26 protein-coding genes are annotated in these 26,559 nt (G+C 26.0%); 14 read left to right on the top strand and 12 right to left on the bottom strand.

Translation table 11 applies throughout. From position 1 onward, the window contains the following. Positions 1 to 140: 140 nt before the first annotated feature. Positions 141 to 1,346: a hypothetical protein gene (locus tag ABCM86_RS05640; RefSeq protein ID WP_343003677.1), complete on the top strand. Its 1,206-nt coding sequence runs from the start codon at positions 141 to 143 to the stop codon at positions 1,344 to 1,346. Between the two features lie 123 nt (positions 1,347 to 1,469). On the opposite strand, the gene ABCM86_RS05645 is transcribed toward ABCM86_RS05640, so the two are convergent. Further along, positions 1,470 to 2,768 (bottom strand): HAMP domain-containing sensor histidine kinase, encoded by a 1,299-nt coding sequence (locus ABCM86_RS05645; RefSeq protein ID WP_195931111.1) that lies wholly within the window; start codon positions 2,766 to 2,768, stop codon positions 1,470 to 1,472. Next, on the bottom strand, positions 2,765 to 3,439 hold the full coding sequence (locus ABCM86_RS05650) for a response regulator transcription factor (RefSeq protein WP_195931110.1): 675 nt from the start codon (positions 3,437 to 3,439) through the stop codon (positions 2,765 to 2,767). Before ABCM86_RS05650 ends, ABCM86_RS05645 begins: the two co-directional genes overlap by 4 nt. A gap of 218 nt (positions 3,440 to 3,657) precedes the next feature. On the opposite strand from ABCM86_RS05650, the gene ABCM86_RS05655 reads away from it, so the two are divergent. Further along, positions 3,658 to 6,033 (top strand): ABC transporter ATP-binding protein/permease, encoded by a 2,376-nt coding sequence (locus tag ABCM86_RS05655; RefSeq protein ID WP_343003678.1) that lies wholly within the window; start codon positions 3,658 to 3,660, stop codon positions 6,031 to 6,033. Positions 6,034 to 6,066: 33 nt separating this feature from the next. Here the strand turns inward: ABCM86_RS05655 and ABCM86_RS05660 are convergent, their stop codons facing one another. From ABCM86_RS05660 to ABCM86_RS05675, 4 genes are all read right to left on the bottom strand, one after another. Continuing rightward, positions 6,067 to 7,176: an aminotransferase class I/II-fold pyridoxal phosphate-dependent enzyme gene (locus ABCM86_RS05660; RefSeq protein ID WP_295732753.1), complete on the bottom strand. Its 1,110-nt coding sequence runs from the start codon at positions 7,174 to 7,176 to the stop codon at positions 6,067 to 6,069. A gap of 66 nt (positions 7,177 to 7,242) precedes the next feature. After that, positions 7,243 to 8,589 carry an aminotransferase class III-fold pyridoxal phosphate-dependent enzyme gene (locus tag ABCM86_RS05665; protein ID WP_295574462.1) on the bottom strand — a complete coding sequence of 449 codons (1,347 nt, stop codon included), beginning with the start codon at positions 8,587 to 8,589 and terminating at the stop codon, positions 7,243 to 7,245. A gap of 241 nt (positions 8,590 to 8,830) precedes the next feature. Continuing rightward, positions 8,831 to 9,151 carry a YlbF family regulator gene (locus tag ABCM86_RS05670; protein WP_195931106.1) on the bottom strand — a complete coding sequence of 107 codons (321 nt, stop codon included), beginning with the start codon at positions 9,149 to 9,151 and terminating at the stop codon, positions 8,831 to 8,833. Positions 9,152 to 9,280: 129 nt separating this feature from the next. After that, positions 9,281 to 10,105 carry a pyridoxamine kinase gene (locus ABCM86_RS05675; protein ID WP_295574465.1) on the bottom strand — a complete coding sequence of 275 codons (825 nt, stop codon included), beginning with the start codon at positions 10,103 to 10,105 and terminating at the stop codon, positions 9,281 to 9,283. A gap of 353 nt (positions 10,106 to 10,458) precedes the next feature. Here ABCM86_RS05675 and ABCM86_RS05680 point away from each other — a divergent pair, with 353 nt between their 5' ends. From ABCM86_RS05680 to ABCM86_RS05695, 4 genes are all read left to right on the top strand, one after another. Then, entirely contained in the window at positions 10,459 to 11,751 is a 1,293-nt protein-coding gene (locus ABCM86_RS05680; RefSeq protein WP_295574468.1) for an amidase domain-containing protein, read from the top strand. Between the two features lie 198 nt (positions 11,752 to 11,949). Next, positions 11,950 to 12,150 carry a cold-shock protein gene (locus ABCM86_RS05685; RefSeq protein ID WP_195931581.1) on the top strand — a complete coding sequence of 67 codons (201 nt, stop codon included), beginning with the start codon at positions 11,950 to 11,952 and terminating at the stop codon, positions 12,148 to 12,150. A 227-nt stretch (positions 12,151 to 12,377) separates the two neighbouring features. Beyond that, entirely contained in the window at positions 12,378 to 12,791 is a 414-nt protein-coding gene (locus ABCM86_RS05690; protein ID WP_195931580.1) for a CBS domain-containing protein, read from the top strand. 101 nt (positions 12,792 to 12,892) lie between these two features. Further along, entirely contained in the window at positions 12,893 to 13,375 is a 483-nt protein-coding gene (locus ABCM86_RS05695) for an Lrp/AsnC family transcriptional regulator (protein WP_195931579.1), read from the top strand. 153 nt (positions 13,376 to 13,528) lie between these two features. Here the strand turns inward: ABCM86_RS05695 and ABCM86_RS05700 are convergent, their stop codons facing one another. Next, on the bottom strand, positions 13,529 to 14,281 hold the full coding sequence (locus ABCM86_RS05700; RefSeq protein WP_195931578.1) for a peptidylprolyl isomerase: 753 nt from the start codon (positions 14,279 to 14,281) through the stop codon (positions 13,529 to 13,531). A gap of 951 nt (positions 14,282 to 15,232) precedes the next feature. On the opposite strand from ABCM86_RS05700, the gene ABCM86_RS05705 reads away from it, so the two are divergent. Continuing rightward, complete coding sequence (locus tag ABCM86_RS05705) at positions 15,233 to 15,532, top strand: TIGR03905 family TSCPD domain-containing protein (RefSeq protein WP_195931577.1); 300 nt, start codon at positions 15,233 to 15,235, stop codon at positions 15,530 to 15,532. A 56-nt stretch (positions 15,533 to 15,588) separates the two neighbouring features. Here ABCM86_RS05705 and ABCM86_RS05710 read toward each other — a convergent pair whose 3' ends face one another. Further along, positions 15,589 to 16,041: a hypothetical protein gene (locus ABCM86_RS05710; protein WP_195931576.1), complete on the bottom strand. Its 453-nt coding sequence runs from the start codon at positions 16,039 to 16,041 to the stop codon at positions 15,589 to 15,591. A gap of 292 nt (positions 16,042 to 16,333) precedes the next feature. On the opposite strand from ABCM86_RS05710, the gene ABCM86_RS05715 reads away from it, so the two are divergent. Together ABCM86_RS05715 and ABCM86_RS05720 are read left to right on the top strand one after the other, a co-directional pair. Then, the gene (locus ABCM86_RS05715; protein WP_195931575.1) at positions 16,334 to 16,696 is read left to right on the top strand and encodes a hypothetical protein; all 363 of its coding nucleotides are present in this window, start codon (positions 16,334 to 16,336) and stop codon (positions 16,694 to 16,696) included. Between the two features lie 30 nt (positions 16,697 to 16,726). After that, a complete protein-coding gene (locus ABCM86_RS05720; protein WP_295574477.1) occupies positions 16,727 to 17,911 on the top strand; it encodes a hypothetical protein in 1,185 nt (394 codons plus the stop codon). A gap of 133 nt (positions 17,912 to 18,044) precedes the next feature. On the opposite strand, the gene ABCM86_RS05725 is transcribed toward ABCM86_RS05720, so the two are convergent. After that, positions 18,045 to 18,578: a DUF1836 domain-containing protein gene (locus tag ABCM86_RS05725; RefSeq protein ID WP_195931123.1), complete on the bottom strand. Its 534-nt coding sequence runs from the start codon at positions 18,576 to 18,578 to the stop codon at positions 18,045 to 18,047. Between the two features lie 273 nt (positions 18,579 to 18,851). On the opposite strand from ABCM86_RS05725, the gene ABCM86_RS05730 reads away from it, so the two are divergent. Both ABCM86_RS05730 and ABCM86_RS05735 read left to right on the top strand, forming a co-directional pair. Continuing rightward, a complete protein-coding gene (locus ABCM86_RS05730) occupies positions 18,852 to 19,547 on the top strand; it encodes an SGNH/GDSL hydrolase family protein (protein ID WP_195931122.1) in 696 nt (231 codons plus the stop codon). A 149-nt stretch (positions 19,548 to 19,696) separates the two neighbouring features. Then, positions 19,697 to 21,517: a mannonate oxidoreductase gene (locus tag ABCM86_RS05735; RefSeq protein WP_295574483.1), complete on the top strand. Its 1,821-nt coding sequence runs from the start codon at positions 19,697 to 19,699 to the stop codon at positions 21,515 to 21,517. A gap of 105 nt (positions 21,518 to 21,622) precedes the next feature. On the opposite strand, the gene ABCM86_RS05740 is transcribed toward ABCM86_RS05735, so the two are convergent. Next, a complete protein-coding gene (locus ABCM86_RS05740) occupies positions 21,623 to 21,832 on the bottom strand; it encodes a helix-turn-helix transcriptional regulator (RefSeq protein WP_195931120.1) in 210 nt (69 codons plus the stop codon). Positions 21,833 to 21,858: 26 nt separating this feature from the next. Next, on the bottom strand, positions 21,859 to 22,338 hold the full coding sequence (locus ABCM86_RS05745; protein WP_295574486.1) for a DUF2975 domain-containing protein: 480 nt from the start codon (positions 22,336 to 22,338) through the stop codon (positions 21,859 to 21,861). A gap of 242 nt (positions 22,339 to 22,580) precedes the next feature. On the opposite strand from ABCM86_RS05745, the gene ABCM86_RS05750 reads away from it, so the two are divergent. Next, entirely contained in the window at positions 22,581 to 23,159 is a 579-nt protein-coding gene (locus ABCM86_RS05750; protein ID WP_295574487.1) for a xanthine phosphoribosyltransferase, read from the top strand. A 94-nt stretch (positions 23,160 to 23,253) separates the two neighbouring features. Further along, entirely contained in the window at positions 23,254 to 23,757 is a 504-nt protein-coding gene (locus ABCM86_RS05755; RefSeq protein WP_195931117.1) for an NUDIX domain-containing protein, read from the top strand. 55 nt (positions 23,758 to 23,812) lie between these two features. On the opposite strand, the gene ABCM86_RS05760 is transcribed toward ABCM86_RS05755, so the two are convergent. Continuing rightward, entirely contained in the window at positions 23,813 to 25,231 is a 1,419-nt protein-coding gene (locus ABCM86_RS05760) for an MFS transporter (RefSeq protein ID WP_330593241.1), read from the bottom strand. Positions 25,232 to 25,602: 371 nt separating this feature from the next. Between ABCM86_RS05760 and ABCM86_RS05765 the strand changes: the two genes are divergently transcribed. Then, positions 25,603 to 26,523, top strand: coding sequence for a sigma-70 family RNA polymerase sigma factor (locus ABCM86_RS05765; protein WP_195931115.1), 921 nt, complete (start codon positions 25,603 to 25,605; stop codon positions 26,521 to 26,523). Positions 26,524 to 26,559: the final 36 nt, after the last annotated feature.

A 26,559-nucleotide genomic window follows, 5' to 3' on the forward strand; every position in this document is an offset into this window, starting at 1 on the left:
GTTTTTTAACTTTACATATAATTATAATAAACAAATATAATAAATAAAAATATATATATGTTTTGAAAGTCTATAAAATTTAAATTAATTTAAATTAAGGCTTTTTGTAAATTTTCTATCAAAAAGGGGAATGACTTATCATGAGAAAGAAAAAGAAATCTTGTGGGTGCAATAATCAGGGGAATGTTTACAGCAGCAAAAATATGAATTATTGCCCAAAAAAGGAAGATGCATACGAAGATAAATGTAATTGTACTAAACCAACAACTGAATATACTCCAAAAAGCTGTATTCCTGATAAATCAGTAAATGCAATAGATAGCTGTAAACCAACTAAATGTAAACCAAAAATAAAAGAATATACTTGTCCATGTGAAGAATGTGAAATCAAATGTGAAGATAAATGTGCAGACTTAGCACAAAGAGCAGAAGAATTATTCAATAAAGCTGTAAAATATGAAGATAAAGCTATGTGCGCACTTAAAGATGCAAAAGCACTAGAACAAAATGCAAAGAATTTATCTCAAAAATCATGCAACTTAATGCAAAATGCAAAAGATGCAGATAAAGGAGCAAAAAATGCAAATTGTACAGCTCAAGAATTATTAAATAAAGCAGAAGAATTATGTTGTAAAGCTAAATGTCTTTATAAAGAAGCAAAAGATTTAGAACAAGAAGCAGCAGAAAATTGTCAAAATGCAAAATGTGCTTATGAAAAAGCTGAAAACTACAACGCACAAGCAAAATATTTATACAACCAAACGCTAAAATATGAACAAAAAACTTTAGAATGTTACAAAAATGCTGAAGAAAAAATAAAAGAAATGGAAAGTAAATCTAAAAAATGTGAAGACCTAATAAATAAATGTAACACTAAATTAAATAACTGCATGAATAGTTGTGTAAATCCTGAACAAACTAAAAATTCATGTGGATGCAATACAGGAAGCAAACAACAAATGAATAGCTGTAATTATCAACCTCAAGTAGAATCTAATAGCTGTGGATGCCAAACTCAAAAAGACACATGTGAATACTCTGTATATGATTATAGCAACTATGGATGCCAAGACAACAATGATGAAATAATACAGGTAGCTCCAGAACAACAAGATTGTGGATATCAAAATACTTGTGGTTGTATGAATGACTGTGGATATCAATATAGCTATGTAAACCCAATGTATGATATGACTCCAATGCAATATATGGGAAATATGTCAAATCAATATATGACAATGGACACTCCATATATAACGACATCAGACGATTTAGACAATATGAATGATATGTGGAACAATTACTATATGTATATCCAAAAGATGATTCAATCAATGGGTAAATAAAAAACTATAAAATATATCGAGATTATAAATATCTAGTTTAAAATTAGATTATTATTTTAGATATAATGAAAAAGGGGAGGATTTTATCCTCCCTTAAGTAATTAAAAGTGTATTTGGGTTATACTAACCCTCTATTTTAATATTATTTTTAGGCAATTCAACTGTAAAGGATGAACCTTCACCTAATAAACTTTTGACTCTTATTGTACCGCTGCATAAATCGACGATACGTTTTACAAGAGGAAGTCCTAAACCATTACCATTACTTGAATGTGATCTATCTTCTTGATAGAATTTATCAAATATATGATTTAAGCTTTCAGGTTTCATTCCTATACCATTATCTGTGATTTTTACTGTAGCAGTATCTTCAGTATCCATAAGTTGTATAGAAATCTTCCCATTTTCTTTAGTAAATTTTATAGCATTTGAAAGAAGATTTAACCAAACTTGTTGTAGTAATTCTTCATTGCTATAAATCTGAACTTTATCTAAATCTATATCTAAATCTATGTTTTTTTCTGATAAGTCTCTCTGTAAAATAAGTATAGAATGTCTCAGTTGCTCATCAAGATAAAATGATGTTTTATCTGTAATTATTCCCTGTGTTTCAAGTTTAGTAAGTTTTAATATATTGCTAGTTAAATTAGATATTCTAGATGTCTCACTGATAATGATATCTAGATATTCATTTTTATCTTCTTTTGAAAGAGTATCGTCTTTTAATAAATTAGAAAACCCCTGTATAGTTGATATTGGAGTTTTAATTTCATGAGATACGTTGTTTATAAAATCATTTCTAAGTGTTTCTATACTATTTAATTCTCTAACCATAGAGTTAAATTTCGCAGTTAATGACCCCATTTCAAAATCATTTGGAATAGGAAGTTGTATTTTAAAATTACCTTTAGAAACTTCACCAGTTGCATAATTTAAATTTCTGATAGGCATTAAAATTTTCTTACTTAATACGGTAATTATAATTGACATAAATAATAAAGTAGAAGAAATTGATAATACACTATTTATCATTGTATAGAAAAATAAATTATTCTTTGGAGTAGTAGATATAACTACATACTTATCTTCGATTTTTACAATTGTTGTGACTGAATGTAGTAATGGTTTTTCAGAATATATTATATCATTGTCTTTAGTTATATTTTTATAATTTGAAATATCATTAACTACTTTTAATTCGTATTCATTGCTAAAATCAATAGAAATTATTTTCTCAAGTGGAAAATCTGTTTCTTGGTGTAACAACAAAATATTTTCTGCTATTTTTGTTTGATTTTGTTTTATATTGTTTTCTAAACTGCTGCCATAAAAGAAAAAAGACAGTAAAAATGAAAAACAGCCAGCAAATGTTGCTATAAAAATTATAAATAAGATAAGTCTGGTCTGTAAGTTTCTTATCATGAATGTATCACCGCTTTATATCCAAGTCCTCTGACAGTAATTATTTCAAAATCTTTAGAATCTCTGTAGCGTTCTCTAATTCTTTTAATATGTACATCTACAGTTCTTTCATCTGCCATACTTTCCATTCCCCAAATTTCATCTAATAGTTGTCTACGAGTGAATATAGTATCTGGAGATGAAACTAATTTAAATAAAAGATAAAATTCTTTTTTCGGTAAAGTATTACATTCGCCATTATAAGTAACTGATAAGGAATTATAATCTAGGATTGTACTTCCAACAGTTATTTTATGATCATTTACAATTTTTGAACGTCTAAGTATAGCGCCTATTCGTAAAATAAGCTCTTCAAAGTCTATAGGTTTTACCATATAATCATCAGCACCTATAGAAAATCCTTTTTTCTTATCTTCTAATTCTTCTTTAGCCGTTACTATTATTATAGGAATTTCACAATGAGCTTCCCTCAGCGTCTCTGTAAATTCGTACCCATCCATATTAGGCATCATTATATCGCATATTATTAAATCAATATGTGTACTATCTAATACATCAAGACCAACTTCGCCATCTTCAGCTTCAAAAGTTGAGTATCCATTTTGTTTTAGAGTAGCACAAATAAGTTTTCTCATATTTTTGTTATCTTCAATCACTAATATATTAAACATTTAAAACACCTCAAAAATTTTTTATATATCAAGTATAAATTTATATTAACTAAATTATACTATAAAATTATAAATAAGAAATATGAACTTAATGTAAAATTTAATAAAAGATTAATAATTCATATATTATTAACATAATACTCTTATAATAATTAATAAAATATATTAAAATAGTATTATGTCTAAGATTGTTGAAGCATATATATTTAGGAGGCATTATGTTACAACTAAAAAATATTTATAAAAGTTACATAACAGGAGGAAGCAGACAGATTGCTTTAGATGGAATAAATTTAAAGTTTAGAGAAAGTGAATTTGTAACAATACTAGGAGCTAGTGGCTCAGGAAAAACAACACTTCTAAATATAATTGGAGGATTAGAACATTTTGATAAAGGGGATCTAATTATAAATGGGAAATCTACAAAAGAATTTACAGATTCTAATTGGGATTCATATAGAAATACTACAGTAGGTTTTATATTTAAAAATTACAACCTCATACCTCACCTGAGTATATTAGAAAATGTAAAGATGGCAGTATCATTAAGCGATTTATCTAAACAAGAAATCCAAGAAAAATCTATAGAAGCATTAAATAAAGTAGGAATTAAGGACTATATGAAAAAGACATCAGAGTATCTTTCTAAAGACGAGATGCAAAGGGTTGCAATAGCTAGAGCACTTGTAAATGACCCTAAAATAATCCTTGCAGATGAGCCTACTGGAAACTTAGATAGTAGATGTAGCATGGAGATAATGGATTTAATAAAAGATGTTTTTAAAGATAAATTAGTTATTATGGTAACACAAAACCCTCACATATCACAAAAGTATGCAAATAGAATAATTACTGTTAGAGACGGAGAAGTAATAGAAGATACAAACTCTTTAAAAGATGAATTGCATCAAAAGCCAATTAAGCTAAATAAAACAAAGTTAAAAATCTCTACAGGAATTAGGTTGGCAATAAGAGATATTTCAAATAAAAAACTCAGAACATTCTTTTATATATTAATTTCAAGTATAGGTATTATGGGGATTGCATTAATAGTAGCACTAATTGAAGGTTTTAATGAAAAGATAAATAATTATGAAAATGATTCGTTGGCAAACTATCCTATAGTTATAGATAAAGTATATAATAATTCTTATATTTATAAAACAGACTCAGATAAACAAGATACAGAGAATATAGACGATTTAAAATCACATAAAGATGAAAACGTAATTTATCCATATGATTCAGACGAAGATGACTCAAAACATAAAAATCAAATAACTCAAAAATATATACAATATATAAAAAATATGGACAAGAGTTTATTCTCTGCGATATCTTATGAAAGCCAAGTTAATATGAATATACTAAAAAAAGATGAGGATGGAAAGATATCGATTTTAGATACCTCATCTATTAATTTATCATCTTATCCAAAAGATTATGGAGATGGAACATATCTAGAACAAAATTATGATTTATTGTATGGATATTATCCGACAAATCAAAATGAAGTTGTACTAGTTGTAGATGAATATAATCGATTAGACACTGAGATTTTAAATGCCCTTGGTGTAAATTATAACAATAATAAAAAAATAGAATTTGATGAATTAATCGGTAAAGAATATAAAATTATTTTAAATAATGAATTTTATAAGAAAAACAATAATTATTTTTATATAGATAGCAGTGAAGAGAATTTAGACGAATTATATAATTCAAAAAAAGCTATAACTATAAGCATAACTGGGATACTTAGAGCAAAGAAAAGCAACAACTTATATGATTTGCCACAAGGAATATCTTATAGCAATGAGCTTTGCAATTACTATATTGAAAACTGTATAAAATCAGATATAGTAAAAGTACAAGAAAATTCAGATTACAATGTTATAACTGGTCAAAAATTCAAAAATAGCAACGTTAATGAAGGCGTAGTTACTAAAATATCTGGAGTAAATATATTAAATAATATAAATCAATCCGTAACAAAAAATCAAATGTTGAGTTCGCTTGGAGCATCGTTTTTACCTTCATCAATAACTATTTATCCAAAAGACTTTGAAAGTAAGAGTGATATAATAGAGTATTTAGATAATTACAACAAAGATAAACCTAAAGATGAAAAAGTATTATATAAAGATACTTCAACTCCTATAAATAAATTATCTACAAGTATTATGAGGGCAATAACAATAGTCTTGATAGTTTTTGGAAGTTTAGTATTTTTAATATCTCTAATAACTATATTTGTACTGACTTATGCATCAACTCTTGAGCGAAAAAGAGAAGTTAGCATATTGAGAGTATTAGGAAGTAAAAAAAGAGATATTATAAGATTATTTAATATAGAAAATATCATAATAGGATTATTATCTGGAGTTTTTGGCGTATTTATGGCGTATGTATTTATAATGCCTATGAATTTTATATTAGAGAGAATTATAGATTTACCAAACATAGCAGTATTAAAAATAGAAAATACGTTGATTTTAATCGTAATAAGTATATTAATAACTCTTATTGGAGGTTTTATTCCTGCGAAAATAGCATCTAGAAAAGATCCTGTTGAATTTTTAAAGAAAGTATAAATAAAACGGCTGTAATTAGTTTACAGTCGTTTTTTAATCTATATCATCTATAATACTAAACGCTTCTATTAATCTATTTAAATATATAGAAGAAGGAAGTCTAAATCTAATAGAATTTTTGTTAAGTGAGTTAAATGAGCTACAAGAGATTACACTTATTTTTAACTTTGAAAATTCCTTTTGTAAATCGATATCTTTATTTTTGTGAGTCACAAGCATTATAGAAGTTGTTTGTCCTGTTTCTGATATACTTAGATTTTTATAATTTTTTATGAGTTTTTCTTTTATTTTTTTATTGGAATTTTGCATTTTAAGCAAAAATTCATAGTCAAATATAACTTTTGATGAAATATATCTAGTTATAGAACCCATTTCATAAGGTGTATGGACGTTATTCATTATATTAGTTAAGTTTTTATTTTGAATAGAATAACCACCTCTAAGCCCAGCTAAACCATAAGCTTTAGAAAATGTTTTTGAAACGACTAAGTTCTCGTATTTATAAATTAAATTTATAGCTGAATTTTTAGGATTCATATAATCTCCATAAGCTTCATCTATCAATACAACTATATTTTTTGTATAAGCCAAATCTACAATCTTTTTTATATCATCTAAGTTTATTATCTGTCCTGTGGGATTGTTTGGGTTGTCTATATAAATTAATTTTAAATCGTCGTTTATTAAATCTAAAAACTCATCTACAATAAATTTGTAATTATTTTTAGGGTTTAACTTATAAGTATTGAAAATACCACCACACATAAATACATCTGCGCCGTATTCTGGAAATTGTGGTGAAAGTCCTAGAACTTTATCGCCATTTTCTATAAACAATTTATTTATTAAAAATAATGCACCTATAGAACCGTCATATAGCGTAATATTGTTATAATCTAGTTTTGTATTAGTGTATTTATCCCAAAACTTTATTATAGATTCTTGAAGGCATGTTGAATGAGGATAGTCTTGTATTATAGTATAATCGATAGAATTAAAAGCTTCTATTGCTATATTAGAAAATGAAACTAAGTTAATTCCTTCAGAACAATCTATTTCTATATCGTTTAAAATATTTTTATCGCCAGTTGCATAACTTTCTTTTATTTGAGATAAAATAGAGTTTTTTATTCTATATTTCATAAGTTTACCCCCTGTTTAAAATAAAAATTAGTCAAGTCTAATAGTTTTTATTTAAATACTATATTATTACCATCCGTTTATTACAGATAAAGCACTATCAGGTATTTCATTATTTAGTAAAGATTTTATAGATTGTTCAATTATATATATTGCTTTGTCTATTTGTTCATAAGTTATTACAAGAGGAGGCTGGATTCTCAATGTGCATTGCCCTATAGAAATTAAAACTAAACCATGTTGTTGGCAGTAATAGATTACTTTAGTAGTAGATGTTTTGTTGTCTAAATCAACTCCTATTGAAAGACCCATTCCGCGGACGTCTTTTATTATACTGTACTTAGATTTTAAGCTTAGAAGTTTATTTTTAAAATAATCTCCTTTAAGTCTAGACTTTTCTACTAGATTTTCTCTCTCAAAAATTTCTAGCATTTTTAAAGCGGCAACACATACGGTTGAATTGCCGGACATAGTAAATACATGGGCTGGTGCATCTAAGCTATCCATAATTTGAGTTTTACCCATAACTATACCCATTGGAAGACCTCCACCAGATGCTTTACCCATAACTATTAAATCAGGCTCTATATCAAAGTGCTCAATTGAAAAGAATTTGCCACTTCGACCCCAAGCTTGTTGAATTTCATCAACGACAAATAATATATTGTATTTTTGACATAGTGAAAATAAAGCTTGTACATATTTTTTAGGCGGTACAATTATACCTGAGTCTCCAGCTATTGGCTCAAAAAATACTGCGGCTACATCTTCAGGTGGAAGATATAAATTAAATGCATTTTCTATTTCTTTTAGACATTCTAAAGTACATGATGATTCATTTTTTTCATATGGACATTTAATACAAATTGGATAATTAAAGTGATAAATATCTGGCAAGATGGAGCCAATTTTTCTTCTCATATTTAAACTTATTGCAGATATTGATAAAGCACCAAAAGTACTCCCATGATAAGCACCATTAAAAGAAATTATTTTATTTCGACCCGTATAGGCCTTTGATAATTTTATTGCAGCATCTATTGATTCTGAGCCTGTAGTCGAAAATAATACTTTTTTATTATTATCCCCAGGGTATAACTGTATTAATTTTTCTGCATATTCAACAGGCTCTCTACAGGAAAAGTAAACTGTAGAAAATTGAGCTAGTTTAGACATTTGATCTTTGACTGCTTGGGCAATTTCACAATTACCATGTCCAATATTAGCTGAAGATGCACTAGACAATAAATCTATATATTCATTTCCCTCATAATCGTATAAAAGAGCGCCTTTTCCAGATTCAAACGCTATTGGACAATATGGCAGTTTTTGTGTTTTTGCCAAAACTTCGGACTCCCTTTTACAAATTTCTTTGCTAGAAGAAAGTCTTTTTTTATTTGTTTGTAATGAACTCATATTAATCCCCCTTATTTTTAAATAAAGCTATAGTTTTATATAGTCAATCTACTTATAAATGCAGGTTTTAAAATGATAAAATTTTTATTAAAAGAGTTTGTATAAATATCCCTAAAAAAGCAATATTAATAGAGCTTTTTTAGGGAGTCTATATTTAAATAATAAGTCTTAAACAATATAAAATCAACATAGTAGAGGGGAATTTAATAATAATAAAATTTAAACTTAAATGTGATAAATATTATCTTAGAAGTTCTTCTTCAATTGATTTATATATACTTTGCATAAGTAAGTTGAAATTTTGTGTACTTTTAAAGTAATTTTCTACTAGTGGATTTTGAAAAACTTTTGAATATTCTCTATCAAGTTGAGAAACTTTTCGATTGGCTTCGTCTATTTTGTGTTTAGTATAAATTTTATCTTTTTTATTTAAGTAACTATCTAATTGTCGTTTAATATTTTTATTTTTTTCAATTTCTCTCTTATATCTATTCATAGTTTTAAACTCATCTGTAGTTTTTATTAATTTGGCTAATTCTTGAGCTTTTTGATTTATATTCATATAAAAATCCTCCCTTTTTTATATTATGAATAAAAGGCAAGTAGTAAATTATTATTAATTTACATTGATTATGCCATAAAATCTATAATATATTTATATAAAAATAAGGGAGGATGTAGAACTCAATATCTAATTATTTAATGATGTTAAATCATTTAAAAATATTTCAAAAAATACGCCATCATTAGGGTCAGTATCGTATTTGCCTGTATATGAAATACATTTAAATATAAAATCTGAAGCTATTTTTATAGACTCTTTAAAATCATATCCATTAGTTATAAGACCTGAAATTATAGAAGTGAAGATATCTCCAGTACCGCTATATGATTTATTATTATATTTTAATGAATATGAAAATGATTCATCACTTTCTTTATCGTATCCTAAATTTATAATATTATCATCTATTAATATACCTGTTATTATTACTTTTTTGGGACCTAAATTAGCTATTTCCTTTGCTAATTTTAATGTATCTTCTAATGTATAATTTGTGTGATATTTATTATTAGTCAAAAGACATGCTTCTGTTAAATTAGGTGTTACTAAATCAGATACTTTTACTAAATCTTTTATCTTATTACAAATTTCATCATTAAAAGTTTGATAATAATTTCCACCATCGCCCATAACAGGGTCGACAATTACATAGGCATTTTTGTTTTGATTTATAAAATCAGAAACAATGTCTATTTGATCTATAGAACCTAAGAAACCACTATATATAGTATCAAGGCCTACATTTAGTTTCTTCCATGTTTCGCCGTATTCTTTCATATGAGATGTAAAATCTAAATATGTGAATTTTGGATATCCAGTTTGGCTAGATAATATTGCTGTTGGATAAGGACAGCATTGAGTTTTTAAAGCTGATAATATTGGAAGAGCAACGCTAAGAGAGCACTTTCCAATTCCAGACATATCATTTATTGCAGCCACCTTTTTAATCATATATTTTCCTCCGTAAATTAAAGATTGCATAGGTATATTTTACTATTAAATGACTTGATGTGAAAATAATTATTTATAAAATATATAAAAGCAAATTTGTATGAGTACAATTAAAAAATTGATATATATAATTTTTTAATTGTAGTTAATTTTATATACAGTTTCATATTTATTTAATTTCATGTAAAATATGTAAACTAGCTTAATAATTATTTGTTTAATATTTTGGATATACTAATAAAAATTATAAGAAAGTATTTTAACTTAAAATTTAGCTAATATTTTCTTTAAAATATTATTTTATGTGCGCTATAACAAAATATCTACAAATTATTAAGTGGAGGTGAAGTATTTTGATAAGCTATAACAAAATCTTTAAGGCTTTACTAATATTGAGTTTGAGTGTTGGAGGACTTAATTTTATAAACCTTAAAGAAAATAATTATATATATGCACAAAATAAAACAATATATCAAAACGAAGACAAAAAAGAAGAGAAAGGAAGTAAAAAGAATAAAGATAAAGTTAAAAAGCAAGACGATCAAGACAATGATTGCGAAAGTTATGAAACAGATTTAAATACTCAAAATATGCAAGCTGAAGATGGAAATGAAAAAAATAAAGATATGAATAAATCCCAGGATATAAGCAAAGAGTATGAATTATACTTAAAAGACTTATTTGATTATAGAAATAAAGCTATTATGGAGCATAATGAGGAAATACTAAAGGGATTATACGACACTAATATAAAGTTTGGGCTTTGGGCATATGAACATGAAATAAAAAAGATGCAATATCTTAAAAATTGGTCGGATAAACAAGGTGTAGTATTTGATGAAATCGATGCAAAAGTAAAAGTGAATAAAATGAGAGAAAGAGAGAAGAATTTATACGGCATAATTTGTACAGTATGTACTAAATATAAATACTACTATGAAAATCAACCAGATATAAAAAATGAATTCCAAATAGGAACTCAACATTATCTTCATGTAAGAGTAAAAGACGACCAATATGTAATAACTAAAGAATGGTATACAGATCCATTTGCGGATTCACTAAATTTAGAGAATATAAACTCTGCTGAGATAAAAAACTACATCTTAGCACAAAATCCAGTAGAATTAAATTTAAGTGATAAACAAAAAAAAGCAGTAGATTATGCACATAAATACTGTGGAGCCGCTACAAATGCAGATGATAAAATATACCTTATAAATCCAAATTATAAAGATTTCAATGGTGATGGAGGAGACTGTGCAAACTTTGCATCACAAATAATGTATGAAAGCGGAACATTCTCAAAAAATCGTACATGGAATTATGAAAAAGGAGCAGCTACGAGAGAATGGGTAAATGCACAGGGATTTAAAAATTACCTTATCTATAGCGGAAGAGGATATTATTTAGCAAAAGGAAGTTACGAAGAAGTATACAAAGAAGCTTACAAATTGAGACCGGGAGATATTGTGGGATATGAAAAAAACGGAAGAATAACCCATGTATCAACAGTAACAGGATTAGACTCAAAGGGATATCCATTAGTTACTTGTCACAATACCGATAGATTGTTAGTACCTTGGGATTTAGGATGGAGTGATAAAGCTATAAAATTCCATCTGATTAAAGTTAATTACGAGTAATAGATATATAAATATTGTTGAAATTGGATATATTTTTTATTAAATTTAAATTAACATAGAATTTATTGAATTTATTTTAATAAATTCCAGAAAAAAAGTATAAAATTAAATTTAATTGACAAATATAATTATATATGATAAATTAAGTATAAAGCTATTTTAATAGCTAATTAAGTGTGTTTTTAGGAGGATTTATTAATGAAAACAGGTGTAGTAAAATGGTTTAACAATGAAAAAGGATTTGGATTCATATCTGTAGAAGGTGAAGGAGATGTTTTCGTACATTTCTCAGCTATACAATGTGATGGATACAAATCATTAGAAGAAGGACAAAATGTTGAATTCGACGTAGTTGAAGGAGCAAAAGGTCCTCAAGCTGCTAACGTAGTAAGAGTATAATTAGGATTATAACGAGATTCATATATATATTAGTAATGCTAGTGATATGTGAGAAAAAGGCCACTTTGGTGGCTTTTTTTTGTATATAAAATTAAATGAATTATAATGATATATAATGTAAATACTGTTCTTGAAGAGATAGAAAATTTACATACAAACAAATACTTAACTATGATAAAATAATATGAGATAGATTTTTGAAAACAATTGTGGAGGTGTATATAAATATGAATATATTATTTTTTTTAACACCAAAAAGTGAAGTGGCATACATAACAGAAGATTTTACTATTAGACAGACCCTAGACAAAATGAAAGAACATAAATACTCATCTATTCCTATATTAACAAAGGATGGCAAATATGTAGGAACTATAACAGAAGGGGATTTACTTTGGACATTAGAGGACTTAGCTGAAAAAAATGAAATTAGTTTAAAAGATATAGATTTTATGCCCGTAATAGACGTTCCTAGAAGAAAAAACAATACGCCAGTATCTATAAGTGCAAATATGGAATTATTAGTATCAAAAGCTATTAGTCAAAATTTCGTTCCTGTAATAGATGACTCGGAAACTTTTATAGGAATGGTAAAAAGAAGAACTATTGTAGAATATTGTTACGAAAAGATGAAAAAATAAAAAAAATCCATATAAAATAAGTTTTTATATACCTACTCATATACTAACTGTTATAATCTAATTATAGGAGTGTTAAAATTTTCCTAAGAGGAGGTATATTTATGAGAGAAGATTCTTTAGACTTTGACAAATTAGGTATTCATCTAGACAAAACTGACATAAGAATACTAAAATTATTAGCAAATGATAGCAGAATATCATATGCAGAAATTGCTAGAGAAGTACATCTATCACGTATGGCAGTAAGAGAAAGAGTTATGAAAATGCTTGAAGAGGGAATAATTGAAAGATTTACAGTTCAATTAAATTCAAAAAAAGTCGGTTTAAATACTCCTGTATTTTTACAAGTAAAAGCTGTACCAAATAAATTAGATGATGTGGCAAATGCACTTGAAGAGTATTCACAAATAGAAAGTATATACGCTATGACAGGGAAAAATGAGTTATATGCAGATGCTTTTGTCGAAGATATTGAAAGTCTAGAAAAATTTATTTTTGAGAAAATTTATAAAATCGAGGGAATAACTGAAGTAGAATATAATATAATTACTAAAAAATATAAAACAAGAAGATTATTCACATAATATTAATTTTGAGTAATAATTATATGAAAAGGTTATAAATTTAATATGCGTAAATTATAATTGGATGTTAGTCTGGTTTAATTATATGGGTAAAGTAAAAGCTTGTCACAAATAGTATAGGACAAGCTTTTTTAATTTATAAATTTATTTTGATTACATGTAAGATACTATATCTCCAAATTTAGCTTTTACTTCGTCTAATTTGTTTTTGTATACTTCACCTTGTTTTTGGAACATTAAAGTTTTTTCAACTTTATCAGCTATTTCTTCGTAAGCTGGTATAGTTGGTTCGTTTTTAGCTTCTAATTTTATTAAGTGGTAACCGAATTGAGTTTTAACTGGTTCACTTACATCTCCTACGTTCATAGCGAAAGTAGCATCTTCGAATTCTGGAACCATTTGACCTCTACCGAAAGTACCTAAGTCTCCACCTTGATCTTTAGATGGGCAAGTAGAGTTAGCTCTTGCAGCATCTTCGAAAGTAACGTCTCCAGCTTTTATTTGAGCTAATATTTCGTTAGCTTTTTCTTCTGAATCTACTAATATGTGTTTTGCATTAGCAGTTTCTGGGTTAGAGAAGTTAGCTTTGTTAGCTTCATAGAAAGCTTGTTTTTCTTCATCAGTTAATTTTACTTCAGTTAATATTTGGTTTATTACGTATTGTTTTAATACGTTTTTTTCTATTTCAGCCATTTCTTTTCTGAAATCTTCGTTTTCGTCTATTTTATTTTCTTTAGCATACATGTAAAGAAGTTCTTGATTTACTAAGTCTTCTAATACATATTTTCTACCTTCTTCAGTTTGGAATTGTTGTGCTTGATAAGGATCTAAACCTTGTAAAGCGTGATCGATATCTATGTTAGAGATTTCTTTATCTCCAACTTTAGCTAATATTTTCTTTTCCATAAGTTGATTGCTCCTTTTCTTATTTAATTTAATTTTATTTTTGAATTAACTTCTTTATACATAATAACAAAAAAATATTAATATGTCTAACATTTTCCATGAGAATGTATATTTAAGATTTAATAGTATGTAGCAAAGACAAAGATTAATATAGAACCTATTATGCCTACTACACCTTCTTCGTCTTTTAAGTTAACCTTTTTAAAAGATATATAAAAATATAAAAAAATTATAAACGTTTTTATTAAGAGTAATTTAATACTGTTTGAATATAGTAAGAAATACATCATTGAGATTACAAAAGTTATAATTGAGATCAATTTATAATAAAAATCTACTTTATCTCTAATTTCTGTACTTTTGTGTTTTATTTTATTTATTATAGCTAATGTTATATAAATAATTGATAAAACAAAATAAGTATTAAATACATAATAATTAATAATTGGATTGGGTATAAAAACCCAATTAAACAGTAGTGTAATCCAAAACAAAACTGTCAAAGTTCTAAAATAAAATTCTAATATAATCATAAATCTCTCCTAATCTATTTCTATAGATAAATATTAACCAATAACAGTTAATATATACGTGATTTAAAACGAAAGGAAAAAACTTCTATATTAGTTGTTTGAGAATATATACTATAAAATGATTATGAATTCAAAATGACATTGTGAATTAGCTTTATAGAAATTATATTTTTCCCAATATAAAAAAATAACATTAATAATAGTATTTTATCATAAATTTATAAATATAGTGTATTATACAAAGTTAAAATTATGACTTTTAATCACACATAAGAAAGTATATTCATTTTATAAATTAAAATAACTACGATTTATATTGATATATAAGATATGAATGAACAGAAAATATAAGCAAATAAAAATATTTTAAATCTATTTAGAAGAAGTATTTCTTTATATAAGTATTGGGAGGTAAAAAATGTATAGATATTATACAAGTGGTGTATGTGCAAAATTTATCTTATTAGATATAGAAGGTGATACTATATGTGATGTTGTATTTGAAGGGGGATGCGAAGGTGCATTAATAGCTATTAAAAATTTAGTTAGGGGTAAAAATATAGATTATGTTATCGATATGTTGGAACAAGTCCCATGCAAGATGAGAGGGACATCATGTCCAGACCAATTAGCAAATGCACTAAAAATATATAAAGAATTTGTATACAATAATAATAGATATGAAAATAATAGATATGAAGAAGATAATGAATATTAGATAATAAAAATAAGCAGTCGTCGACTGCTTATTTTTATTATAATAAACTACAATTATTATCTAGTAACTAATATTGCAATTTGATATTTAGAGTTGTAACTTATTTGTACTAATTGATTTTTCTTTACATTTTGTAAATCTTCAGCGCCATAAGCTATTTTTAATTTAATAGGTTTTTTACCTTGCTTTAAGATAGCAACGTATTCTTTTTTCCCTTTTTGTTCTAAACTTATTAAGTTACCTACATAAGGTGTAAAGTTTTGGAATTCTTGAGCTTGTTTTCTTATATAGAAGAAAGTAGCAACACATATACCTAAGTTTATTGCAAGGATTATCCATCCGTTAATATGTTGCATAGCACCAACTATGATTAAGATAATCATAGCTACTATAGGTATGATTGCTTTTTTCATTAATAATTTACCCATGATTTCATTTGCTCTTTTTTCAGGTCCACTCATAGTTTTTGACTTAGCATATGATTCGGCAAATCTTTCTTTTAAACCCATATTAATCCTCCTAATTTCAATAGATATTTAGTTTTTATTATTTTAGCCTATGTAATATATATTAAAAGTATAAACCAAATTTAGATTTCAAAGGCAAAATAAAACATATTACTTATTTTATCACAAAATACATAAAAAGAAAATAAATCTATATATTAAATTTTGGCATTATAAAAACGAAATATAAATATAAAAATAAAAACAAAATAAATATAAGAAGTATAATAAGTAATAATATAAAAAAAGTAGTATAATATAAATTAGTGTAAAAAAATTAATAGGTGGTATATGTATGAGCGAGAAAATTTGTATAAGTATAAATAATAAAAAGTTCAATAAAGAAAATGAAAAGACAAAAGAAGCTATAAATAAAGCGTTAAATAAATTATGTGAGACTATTCTTCAGTTTGAGGAAAATGGACAGCCATTTGAAAGAATCTTTAATAATGAATCTATAAAATACGATGTGTTTGAAAATAACTTTTACACTTACAAATTTAGGTATGCCGACAATACCCAACTTAGACTTTTATACCATTTTGTAAGAGATAAAGATAAAATTATCATCGAACTCCATCAATATGCAGTTAAAAGAAGAAATAATAAAAACTATATAGAAGCTTTTGAAAAATACGCTAAAAACTATAAAAAATAAAAGAGATAAATTTATAAAGGGGATAATATTATGAAATATAAACAATCTAGTATATTTTCAAATAATGAAAAAATAGACTGTAGAAATCTATGTCTTTATTTTAATTTTAAGGATGAAAAAACAGAAGATATAATAAAATTAATAAATTTAATAGATATAAATTTAATTCAAAAATTTGAAGATGACTTTGTATTTGATATACAGTTTAATGAAGAAGATATAACATGTAAAGCACTTCACAAAAAAATTAAAACAGTAGGAGAGGTCTTAAGCAAAAATATAAGCTTGATTTACGATGCTATATTAAAAACAGATAAAATTTCTACTAGATCGGAGTATAGAGAATTTGTAACAAGTAAAGTATTTATGCAAAATTGGGATTTAGAAGAATTAGAACTAAAATATGACTTAAATAATATAGACAGTATAAGAAATTACATAGAAAGCAACATAAATAATGAAGATATAAATTATATGTCAATGCCTACACCTCAAGATATAGGTCTTAATTTTAATTGTGAATATGTAAAACAAACAGACGAAAATTCAGATTTTGGATACTATGGCTCTCTTAGCTTCAATATAAGCGGACATATTCTCGATTATAAATTTGATGATTTTATAAATTACTTAAATCAATTTATAAAAGAATCTAGCAAAATATTAAAATCACTGTGTGCAAATATATTTATATCTGAAAAAAATCTTAAGCCTGACTACTATAATTTATTTGAAATGGAAAATATAAATGATATAAGTCAGTATGAAAACTCTGATGATTATATAAATAACAAGTTATACGGCTACTTAAACGGGGTAGAAGGTATCAATTTTATACCAAAAGCTTTATTTTCAAAAATAGATAAAAATTTATTAAAAGACGATATTTTTGAAATTAAAGAAGAGGCAAATGGAGTTTTCATAAATATAAATAAAGACTTAGATAAGGTAAATATACATGATAAGTATAAAGTTAGGGATATATTAAATTCAATTTTGATAAAGGGATATTCTGAACACGACTTAGTTTATTTTATGCAGTTTTTAGGTAGAGTACCTGTATATATGGATGAAATTATTTTAGTAGAATCATTAGAGGAAAAAATAAGACAAGATATTTACAATAAATACTTTGTTATAACTAAAAATCAAGAAATAGAAGATTTAAAATTAGATTCTGAAAAATTTAGATTACATAAATTTAACTGCGCTTAAATTTAAAAAATAAAAGCAATTTATATATCGAAAGTAATATAAAACTTAAAGATATATAAATTGCTTTTTTAATTCTAATTAATTATATATTATCTAATTTGTGTATAATGTATAATTTGAAAATATATTATAATTACTCTACTATAGTCATCTCTTCTTCATTAAATTCTATTAATTTTTGGACATAGACTTTATTTGCAAAAGCGCGAGTTGCTGCAACTAATATTTTATTATGTATATTGTCATCTATTAATTTAGTTTGTTCATCTTTACTTTCATTTAAGAATGTACTTTTTAAAGAGTACTCTAATTCATTACAAAACATATTGTAAAACTCTTCTACTTCATAGTCTTGATTATTTATTATTTTAGATATTTCAGATATACTAAGGACTTTTTTTAATATAGAAATAATAATTAAATAAGCTACATGAAATTTTTTATATCTCTTTTTAAATGGTTTTTCTATAACATTTTGTTTTACATAATTATTTATCATAGATTTTGTAATTATATTTTCGTCATTTTCAGATGAAAATATGATTAATGAATTTTCTATAATATTTAAAACTTGATCCATATATAAATCTATATCTGGAAGTTCATTGAATCTAGGAAGATGAAATTCTAAAATTTCTTTTATGTAGTGAGAATCTTTAAAATCCAAATTTATCAGCTCCTTTTGTCATATATATTAATAACACTTTCAAATAGCTAAGTATTTATCTTAAAAGTTTATCACGTAGTACAAAAATAATCAATAATAACAAATAATAGATTATATAATATTAAATACTACATCAAATAATATCCATTATAAAAAATACTTGACTTGGTAAAGATAAAGATATAATATAGTATTAAATACTACATAATAAAATATATATAAATATATGATATGAAAATTAAAATAAATTTATGAAAGAAAGGTATGATAGATATGAAGAAAATAACTATTTGGGGGGATTCTGTACTTAAAGGAGTAGTATTAGAAGAAGGTAGAGATAGATATTCTTTATTAAAAGATAGTAGTATAGAACTTACTAAAAAAGAATTAGGACTTACAATAAAAAATAATTCTAAATTTGGGCTTACAGTTACAAAAGCTATGAGACTTATGGATAAAAGTTTATCTAAAGGCGATTTACCTAATTATGCATTAGTAGAATTAGGTGGAAATGACTGTGATTATAATTGGAAAGAAATATCTGAAAATCCAGATGGAGAATATCTGCCAAATACACCATTACCTAAATTTATAGAAAGTATCAATACTATTATAGAAAAATTTAGAGCTAATGGAATAGAACCCATACTTACAAATTTACCGCCACTTTCTTCACAAAAATATTTTGATTGGTTTGCCAAAAATGGTTTAAATACAGATAATATAAAGAAGTGGATGGGAAATATAGATAGAATATACAAACACCAAGAAACTTATTCCCTTGCGCTTATGGATATTGCAAATAAGCAAAAATGCGATCTAATAGATATACGTACACCGATAATATTAGAACAAAATGTAGATGATTATATTTGTGAAGATGGTATACATCCAAACGAAAAAGCACATAAGCTAATGGCAAATACATTTATAAATTATATAAATAAAAAGATGGCATATCCATCTTAATTATATAAAATTGTAAAAGAAGAAATAAAAATATCCAACTTAAAATAAATTAAAATTTAATAAATCTTAATAAATAAAAGAGTATAACAGTAGGTAAAATCTGTTATACTCTTTTGTATAGGAAAAATTGTTTATAGGGAGATTTTTAAATGAAAATTGAAATTTTTAAAAATGAAAAAGCAAAGGTCGAGCAGGACTTAAAGTCAATCAAAAGAAAAAGTGATTTGATAAGTTGGATAAGAGTAGCATTATTTATATTAATGGTCGTATTTTTAACTTATGGATATTTTAATAAAAATAATAAATTTTATCTTTTAGTATTAATATCTGCTTTAGTATTTTTAATTCTTGTAAAATACCACAGCAATATAGAAGCTGATGTAAAATATAAACAAAGTAAAATACAAGTATACAATAAATATATAAAAAGGTTAAATGGGACTTGGTACGATTTTAAAGACAAAGGAAGTGAATATCTAGATGAGAATATGCCTTATTTAAAAGATTTAGACATATTTGGAGAAGGATCACTTTATCAATATATTTGTAGTGCAAATACTCTATATGGTAAAAAGTCTTTAGTAAATCATTTAAAACAAACTAAATACAACTTAGAAGACATAATAAAGTATCAAGATGCAGTAAAAGAATTATCATCTATGAAAGAGTTTTCTAATGAAATAGAGACGCTTTCATATTTAATAAAACAAAATAAAAAGAAAAATATAAATAAAGAAATCAAAAAGTTTATCGAAGTATGTGAAGAGAATACACAAAGTCAATCTAAAATAAAGAAAATTCTTATGATAGTATTGCCGGCAATATTTATAGCATTAGCAGTATTATCTTTAATAGGAATAAATCCTATATATGAAAATTTATTAAAATCAGTACTAGTTATAAACTTGATTTTAGCATTTGCCAATATGGCTAAAAGCACAGATATACTATCACCAATAGGAGATTTTTATAAAAACATAAAAGTATACGATAATCTTTTTAAAGAAATAGAAAAGACATCTTTTGAAAGTAAATACTTAAATGAATTGAAAGAAACCTTAAATAAAGATGGCGGCAGTATAAATGCAGTAAAATCACTAAAAAAAATAGGCTCATATATAGAGTTAAGACAAAATTTCTTGGGAAATATAATTTTAAATGGGATATTTTTATGGGACTTTAACTGTATAGATATGTTCGATAAATGGAAAAAATCTTACGGAAAGAATATGAGAAGCTATTTAGAAGTAGTAGGTGAATTTGAAGCACTTATAAGTCTAGCATCTATAACATATATAAGAGATGACTATACTTTTGCCAATATAAATGAATGTAAAAATGAAAAGCCTAATATAGATTTTAAAAATTTAAAACATCCTCTTATAAAAATTGAAGATGCAGTAGGAAATAGCATAGACTTAAAAGGTCAGACATGTGTAATAACAGGTTCTAATATGTCAGGTAAGACTACATTTTTAAGAAGCATAGGTATAAACTTAGTTTTAGCATATGCGGGAGGTCCTGTACTCGCATCTAGCTTCGATACATCTATTATGAAAATACTTACATCTATAAGAGTCGAGGACAATGTAAACAAAGGAATTTCTACTTTTTATGCTGAACTTTTAAGAATAAAAGAAATGACAGAGTACAACAAACATAAAAGACCTATGATATGCTTGATAGATGAGATATTTAAAGGTACAAATTCAGCAGATAGAATAATATGTGCTACTGAATCTATTAAAAAATTATCTCAGCCATGGAGTATAACATTAGTCTCAACTCACGACTTTGAGCTTTGTAATTTAGAAAGTGATAAAAGTATAAATGCTGTAAATTATCATTTTGCTGAGTATTATCAAAACAACGAAATTAAATTTGATTATAATATACAAGAGGGAAGATGTGTTACAACAAATGCAAAAGTTCTTCTTAAGATGGTAGGAATAGTTGATGAGATAAAGTAACTCATAAATTACAGAATAATATCTAAAAACATGATAGATTAAAATATATAAATACAAAATATATATAAACATAAAAATAAAGTGATAGTTAAATCTATCACTTTATTATTTATCATCATTTATGTATTCTAAAATATCGCCAGGCTGGCATTCTAAAACTTCACAAATTTTATCTAGTGTTGTAAAACGAATTGCTTTTGCTTTGCCGTTTTTTAAAATCGAAATATTGGCCATAGTTATACCGACTTTTTCAGAAAGCTCTGTTACGCTCATTTTCTTTTTTGCCAAGACGACATCTAAATTAATTCTTATCATAAGATCACCTCTATATTTTACACAATTTATATTGTAAGATCATTTTCATCTTTTAAATCACAAGCCTTTTGTACAAGATGTGCAAGTACAGCTGTAAATACTGAAATACACATAGCTATAAATATCACAAATAATATTATAATTAAAATACTTAAATGTAGCAAATTAAAATATAATAAAATAAGAGCGCCTACAAAATATAAAAAGCATTCACATAGAGCGTATCTTCTAATTCTATTTAAAGAATCTATGTTTTTCTTAGAAAAAGAATTATCTTTATTTATTTCATTTGAAATTTTCCAGCATTCAAATAACGCTGCATAAAAAGGAATTATTGTAATCCATATAAATATTATAAATGGATAGTATAATGGGAGAAATTGTGGAGTTGATATAGATATATCGCTTGCTAATTTTGGCACAATTACAAATCCACAAATCGCAAGAATTATACAAGTTAATCCTATAAATAATTTTAATGATTTTGCCAATTCATTTTGTTTCATAATAACCTCCAAAATAATTTTTATTTTGTTATAAAATAATAATAACAGAGAAAGAAAAAGTAGTCAATTGTTACTTATCGTTTAACGATAAAAAAATATTGTTTTTTAATATGTAAGGTATTTTGTATAATTGCGAAAAAAGTTGAAAAAACTTGTTTTATGTAGTTTGTTTTGTATACAGAAAAAATATATTGTGATATAATTAGCTAAATAGTTTTAAATAAATAAATGAGGTGACAGACTTGAAAGAATTACAAGAGAAAATACTTAACGAGGGGACTGCTGTAAACGAAACTGTACTGAAAGTTGATGGATTCTTAAATCATCAAGTAGATCCAGTTCTTATGCACAAAATAGGAGAAGATTTTGCAAATTACTTTAAAGATAGAGGAATAACAAAAGTCTTTACTATAGAAAGTTCAGGAATAGCACCGGCTGTTATGGCAGCTATAAAACTAGGTGTGCCAATGGTAATACTAAAGAAACAACAATCTAAAATATTAAACGGAGAAGTTTATCAAACTAAAGTAACATCATTTACAAAGGGGACTAGTTATGAACTTACTTTATCTAAAAAGTACATAGATAAAGATGATAAGATATTATTAATCGACGACTTCTTAGCTAACGGAGAGGCAGCACAAGGTGGAGTTAGATTAATAGAAGAGGCTGGAGCTACTATAGAAGGGATAGGAATAGTTATAGAAAAATCATTCCAACCTGGACGTAAAAAACTTGAAGACAGGGGATTCGATGTATATTCTCTTGCAAGAATATCAAGACTTGCTGAAGGTGTTATTGAATTTGTAGAAGAAATATAAAACAAGAGGGCTGTTCATTTTGAATAGTCCTTTATGATGTTGAAATATATTAATAACGAAAAAGTAAATTTTTATTATATAAGGGAGTGCTACTATGGAATATTGGGATATATATGACAAAGATGGTAATTTTACAGGGAGAAAAAAAGGTAAATACGAAAAATGGGATAAAGATGAATATCATCTAGCTACAGAAGTTTGGGTTATAAATTCTAAAAAACAAATTTTAATTCAACAAAGATCAGAAAAATGTCAGCTACTTCCTGGGATATGGGCTCTTACAACTGGAAGGGTAGTATCTGGTGAGACAACAAGACAAGGCTGTATAAGAGAATTAAAAGAAGAATTAGGCATTGAAGCTAAGGAAGAAGAATGTAATTTAGTAAAGTCATTATTAAAAAATAGACTAGGGATGATTTGGGATATATATTTTTTAAGAAAAGATGTAGAACTTGAAGATGTAACTCTTCAAAAGGAAGAAGTCTCTAGAGTTAAGCTAGTAAACACTGATGAATTTAGAGATATGCTAAAAGAAGGAATTATGTGTGAGTACAGCGAAGTATATGAATTGTTAGACATTATAGATGAATTAGACTAATAATTTACTTAGAATTAAAAAAGGAGCTATAAATTAGCTCCAATTTTATATAAATTTAATAGTTATTTATTTTTCTGTCTATATTAGATATTATAAATGAAACAAAAGAGAAAATAAGTAAAACAACAAATACACTCTTCATACCATAGACAAAACTGCCATATACTATATCTTTTACTTTATAACCTGCTAATTTGCTCATTTGATGATAAAGAATTGATGTAGAGATTGATGTACCAGATGCCATACCTAAATTTCTTATAAGAGAGTTTATACTACCTGTTATTCCGAGATCTTTTGTTGGGACTGTACTCATAACAAGTGTTGTATTAGGTGAATTAAACGTACCACTTGCAAATCCAAAAATAAAAAGTGAACTAACTAAAAATAATCTAGATGTATTTTCATTAAATTGAATCATTAAAAACATAGAACATATTATAATAAAAATACCTGTGAGAGTGACTTTTTTTGGCCCAATTTTATCAGATAAGTATCCGCTTAAAGGGGCGATAAAAAACATCACAAGAGGATTTACTAATATAATTGCTGATATTTCTGCTTGCGAATAATTTAATATATCTGTCAGATAAAACGGTATAATTAAATTTATTGAACTAGATATAAAATAAAAAATAAAAGCACAAACTAAATTAAGACAAAGCGACTTAATTTTAAAAAGACTTGTATTTAACATAGGTTCTTCTAATTTATTTTCAAATCTTATAAATAGAAACAACAATATAAATACTACTAAAAATCCTAGACCTACATATAAATTGTTAAATCCAAAATCCTGACTTAATAAAAGCGATGAAAATAATATAAATATACATACAAAAAATATAAAAGCACCAGATTTATCTAGTTTTATATAAGATGTAGAATTTCTTCCTGGTAAGGTTTTATATCCGACTATAAATGCTATTATTCCTATAGGGATATTTATTAAAAATATAAAATGCCAGCTTAAATAAGTTGTGATAAACCCACCAAGTGCAGGACCTAAGATAGAGCCTAATGCAACAGCAGAACCAGACATTCCAAGAGCTCGCCCTCTTTCGTTGGGAGGAAATACAATAGCAGTAAGCCCTTGATTATTTGCCATAACAATTGATGCGCCAACTCCTTGTATAATTCTAGATATTATCAATACTACTATATTAGGTGATATACTGCATAAAAAAGAGCCAAATATAAATACAATTATTCCATATAAAAAAACTCGACCTTTTCCTTTTAAATCACCAAGTTTTCCAAAAATTATAATCGTAGTTGCAATAGTTACTATATATGATGAGACTATTAAACTTGAAAGAGATAAGTTTATGCCGAGATCTTTTTTAATAGATGGCAAAACTACATTTACAATACTTGCATCGAGAGAACCCATAAAAGGGACAACTATCAATACAAATTGAATAATCCATCTATTTTTATATATTGTTTCTTCATCAAAATTAAAGTTTTTCAAGGTGTGCACCCCCTTTATATTATACGGGATTAAGAAAATTATAGTACTAAAGGATTTGGAAAGTCAAATACAGTAATAAATAATTTACATATTATGGAATATAGTGTAAAATAATATTATTTATGATGAGGAGAAAATATGATATATAAACTAATAATAGAATTTACTTTAGATGATAATTGCAGAAAATCGACTATTTAGAAGGAATTTTAAATAAAATGTAGAATATTATAAGAATACGAACAAAATTAAAATAAGTCACTTCAAAAATATTTAAATATAGACTGTCAAAGTCATAACTACTTTTATTAAGGGAGTAATATTTTCTAAATTATAAAAATAGGTAAATTATTAATAAGGGGGTAATATACATGATACTAGAGAAAAATCCAACACAGACGGATGTTGAAGATGTATCAGAGGGTTCAAAAGAAATTTATTCAAATCAATCTGCCAACCTAGATGATTCCATGAAAATTTATTTAAAAGAAATTGGGAAGATACCATTATTGAGTAAGCAAGAGGAGTTAGAAATAGCTAAAAGAATTTCTGAGGGGGATGAAGAGGCAAAACAAATATTAATAGAGTCAAATCTTAGATTAGTTGTGAGTATAGCGAGAAAATATGCGAGAAAAGAAATGCCTATATTGGATTTAATTCAAGAGGGAACGTTAGGACTTATAAAAGCGGCTGAAAAATTTGATTATACAAAAGGATTTAAATTTAGCACCTATGCTACATGGTGGATTAGACAATCAGTTACAAGAGCAATAGCAGATCAAGGTAGAACTATTCGAGTTCCAGTTCATATGATAGAAAAAATCAATAAAGTATCGAGTGTATCATCATCTCTTTCAAAAAAATTAGGACGAGAACCAAGACCAGAAGAAATATCAAAAGAAATGAATATGCCCCTAAAAAAAGTAATACAAGTTTTGAGAATATCTCAAAAAACGCAGTCAATAGACTCTACAATAGGACAAGAAGATGATACAGAGTTAGAAGAGATAATCGCTGACAAAAAAACACAATCTCCAGAAGAAATCGTCACAACTTCAATGCTTTCAGAACAAATTGAAGAAGTACTAGAGACATTGAGTGATAGAGAAAAAGGAATATTATCGCTTAGATATGGATTAAAAGATGGAGAAAAGAAAACACTAGAAGAAGTAGGAAAGGCTTTTAATGTAACGAGAGAAAGAGCAAGACAAATTGAAAATAGAGCACTTAGAAAATTAGCGCATCCAAGTCGTGCAAATAAGTTAATAGATTATTATTATGATATATGCTAGAAAACACCATAAGTTTTAAACTTGTGGTGATTTTTA

The organism is Clostridium sp. 2218st1_F5_2218SCRN_220325, from assembly GCF_039062665.1.
In the GTDB taxonomy this organism is placed as follows: domain Bacteria; phylum Bacillota; class Clostridia; order Peptostreptococcales; family Peptostreptococcaceae; genus Intestinibacter.

Coding starts and splice junctions, on each gene's coding strand:
- ABCM86_RS05695 (WP_195931579.1), top strand. CDS start 12,893: ATGAGAGAAGATTCTTTAGACTTTGACAAATTAGGTATTCATCTAGAC.
- ABCM86_RS05730 (WP_195931122.1), top strand. CDS start 18,852: ATGAAGAAAATAACTATTTGGGGGGATTCTGTACTTAAAGGAGTAGTA.
- ABCM86_RS05745 (WP_295574486.1), bottom strand. CDS start 22,338: ATGAAACAAAATGAATTGGCAAAATCATTAAAATTATTTATAGGATTA.
- ABCM86_RS05650 (WP_195931110.1), bottom strand. CDS start 3,439: ATGTTTAATATATTAGTGATTGAAGATAACAAAAATATGAGAAAACTT.
- ABCM86_RS05690 (WP_195931580.1), top strand. CDS start 12,378: ATGAATATATTATTTTTTTTAACACCAAAAAGTGAAGTGGCATACATA.
- ABCM86_RS05715 (WP_195931575.1), top strand. CDS start 16,334: ATGAGCGAGAAAATTTGTATAAGTATAAATAATAAAAAGTTCAATAAA.
- ABCM86_RS05755 (WP_195931117.1), top strand. CDS start 23,254: ATGGAATATTGGGATATATATGACAAAGATGGTAATTTTACAGGGAGA.
- ABCM86_RS05640 (WP_343003677.1), top strand. CDS start 141: ATGAGAAAGAAAAAGAAATCTTGTGGGTGCAATAATCAGGGGAATGTT.
- ABCM86_RS05655 (WP_343003678.1), top strand. CDS start 3,658: ATGTTACAACTAAAAAATATTTATAAAAGTTACATAACAGGAGGAAGC.
- ABCM86_RS05735 (WP_295574483.1), top strand. CDS start 19,697: ATGAAAATTGAAATTTTTAAAAATGAAAAAGCAAAGGTCGAGCAGGAC.
- ABCM86_RS05765 (WP_195931115.1), top strand. CDS start 25,603: ATGATACTAGAGAAAAATCCAACACAGACGGATGTTGAAGATGTATCA.
- ABCM86_RS05710 (WP_195931576.1), bottom strand. CDS start 16,041: ATGGGTTTAAAAGAAAGATTTGCCGAATCATATGCTAAGTCAAAAACT.
- ABCM86_RS05720 (WP_295574477.1), top strand. CDS start 16,727: ATGAAATATAAACAATCTAGTATATTTTCAAATAATGAAAAAATAGAC.
- ABCM86_RS05675 (WP_295574465.1), bottom strand. CDS start 10,105: ATGATTAAAAAGGTGGCTGCAATAAATGATATGTCTGGAATTGGAAAG.
- ABCM86_RS05670 (WP_195931106.1), bottom strand. CDS start 9,151: ATGAATATAAATCAAAAAGCTCAAGAATTAGCCAAATTAATAAAAACT.
- ABCM86_RS05645 (WP_195931111.1), bottom strand. CDS start 2,768: ATGATAAGAAACTTACAGACCAGACTTATCTTATTTATAATTTTTATA.
- ABCM86_RS05700 (WP_195931578.1), bottom strand. CDS start 14,281: ATGGAAAAGAAAATATTAGCTAAAGTTGGAGATAAAGAAATCTCTAAC.
- ABCM86_RS05705 (WP_195931577.1), top strand. CDS start 15,233: ATGTATAGATATTATACAAGTGGTGTATGTGCAAAATTTATCTTATTA.
- ABCM86_RS05665 (WP_295574462.1), bottom strand. CDS start 8,589: ATGAGTTCATTACAAACAAATAAAAAAAGACTTTCTTCTAGCAAAGAA.
- ABCM86_RS05685 (WP_195931581.1), top strand. CDS start 11,950: ATGAAAACAGGTGTAGTAAAATGGTTTAACAATGAAAAAGGATTTGGA.
- ABCM86_RS05660 (WP_295732753.1), bottom strand. CDS start 7,176: ATGAAATATAGAATAAAAAACTCTATTTTATCTCAAATAAAAGAAAGT.
- ABCM86_RS05740 (WP_195931120.1), bottom strand. CDS start 21,832: ATGATAAGAATTAATTTAGATGTCGTCTTGGCAAAAAAGAAAATGAGC.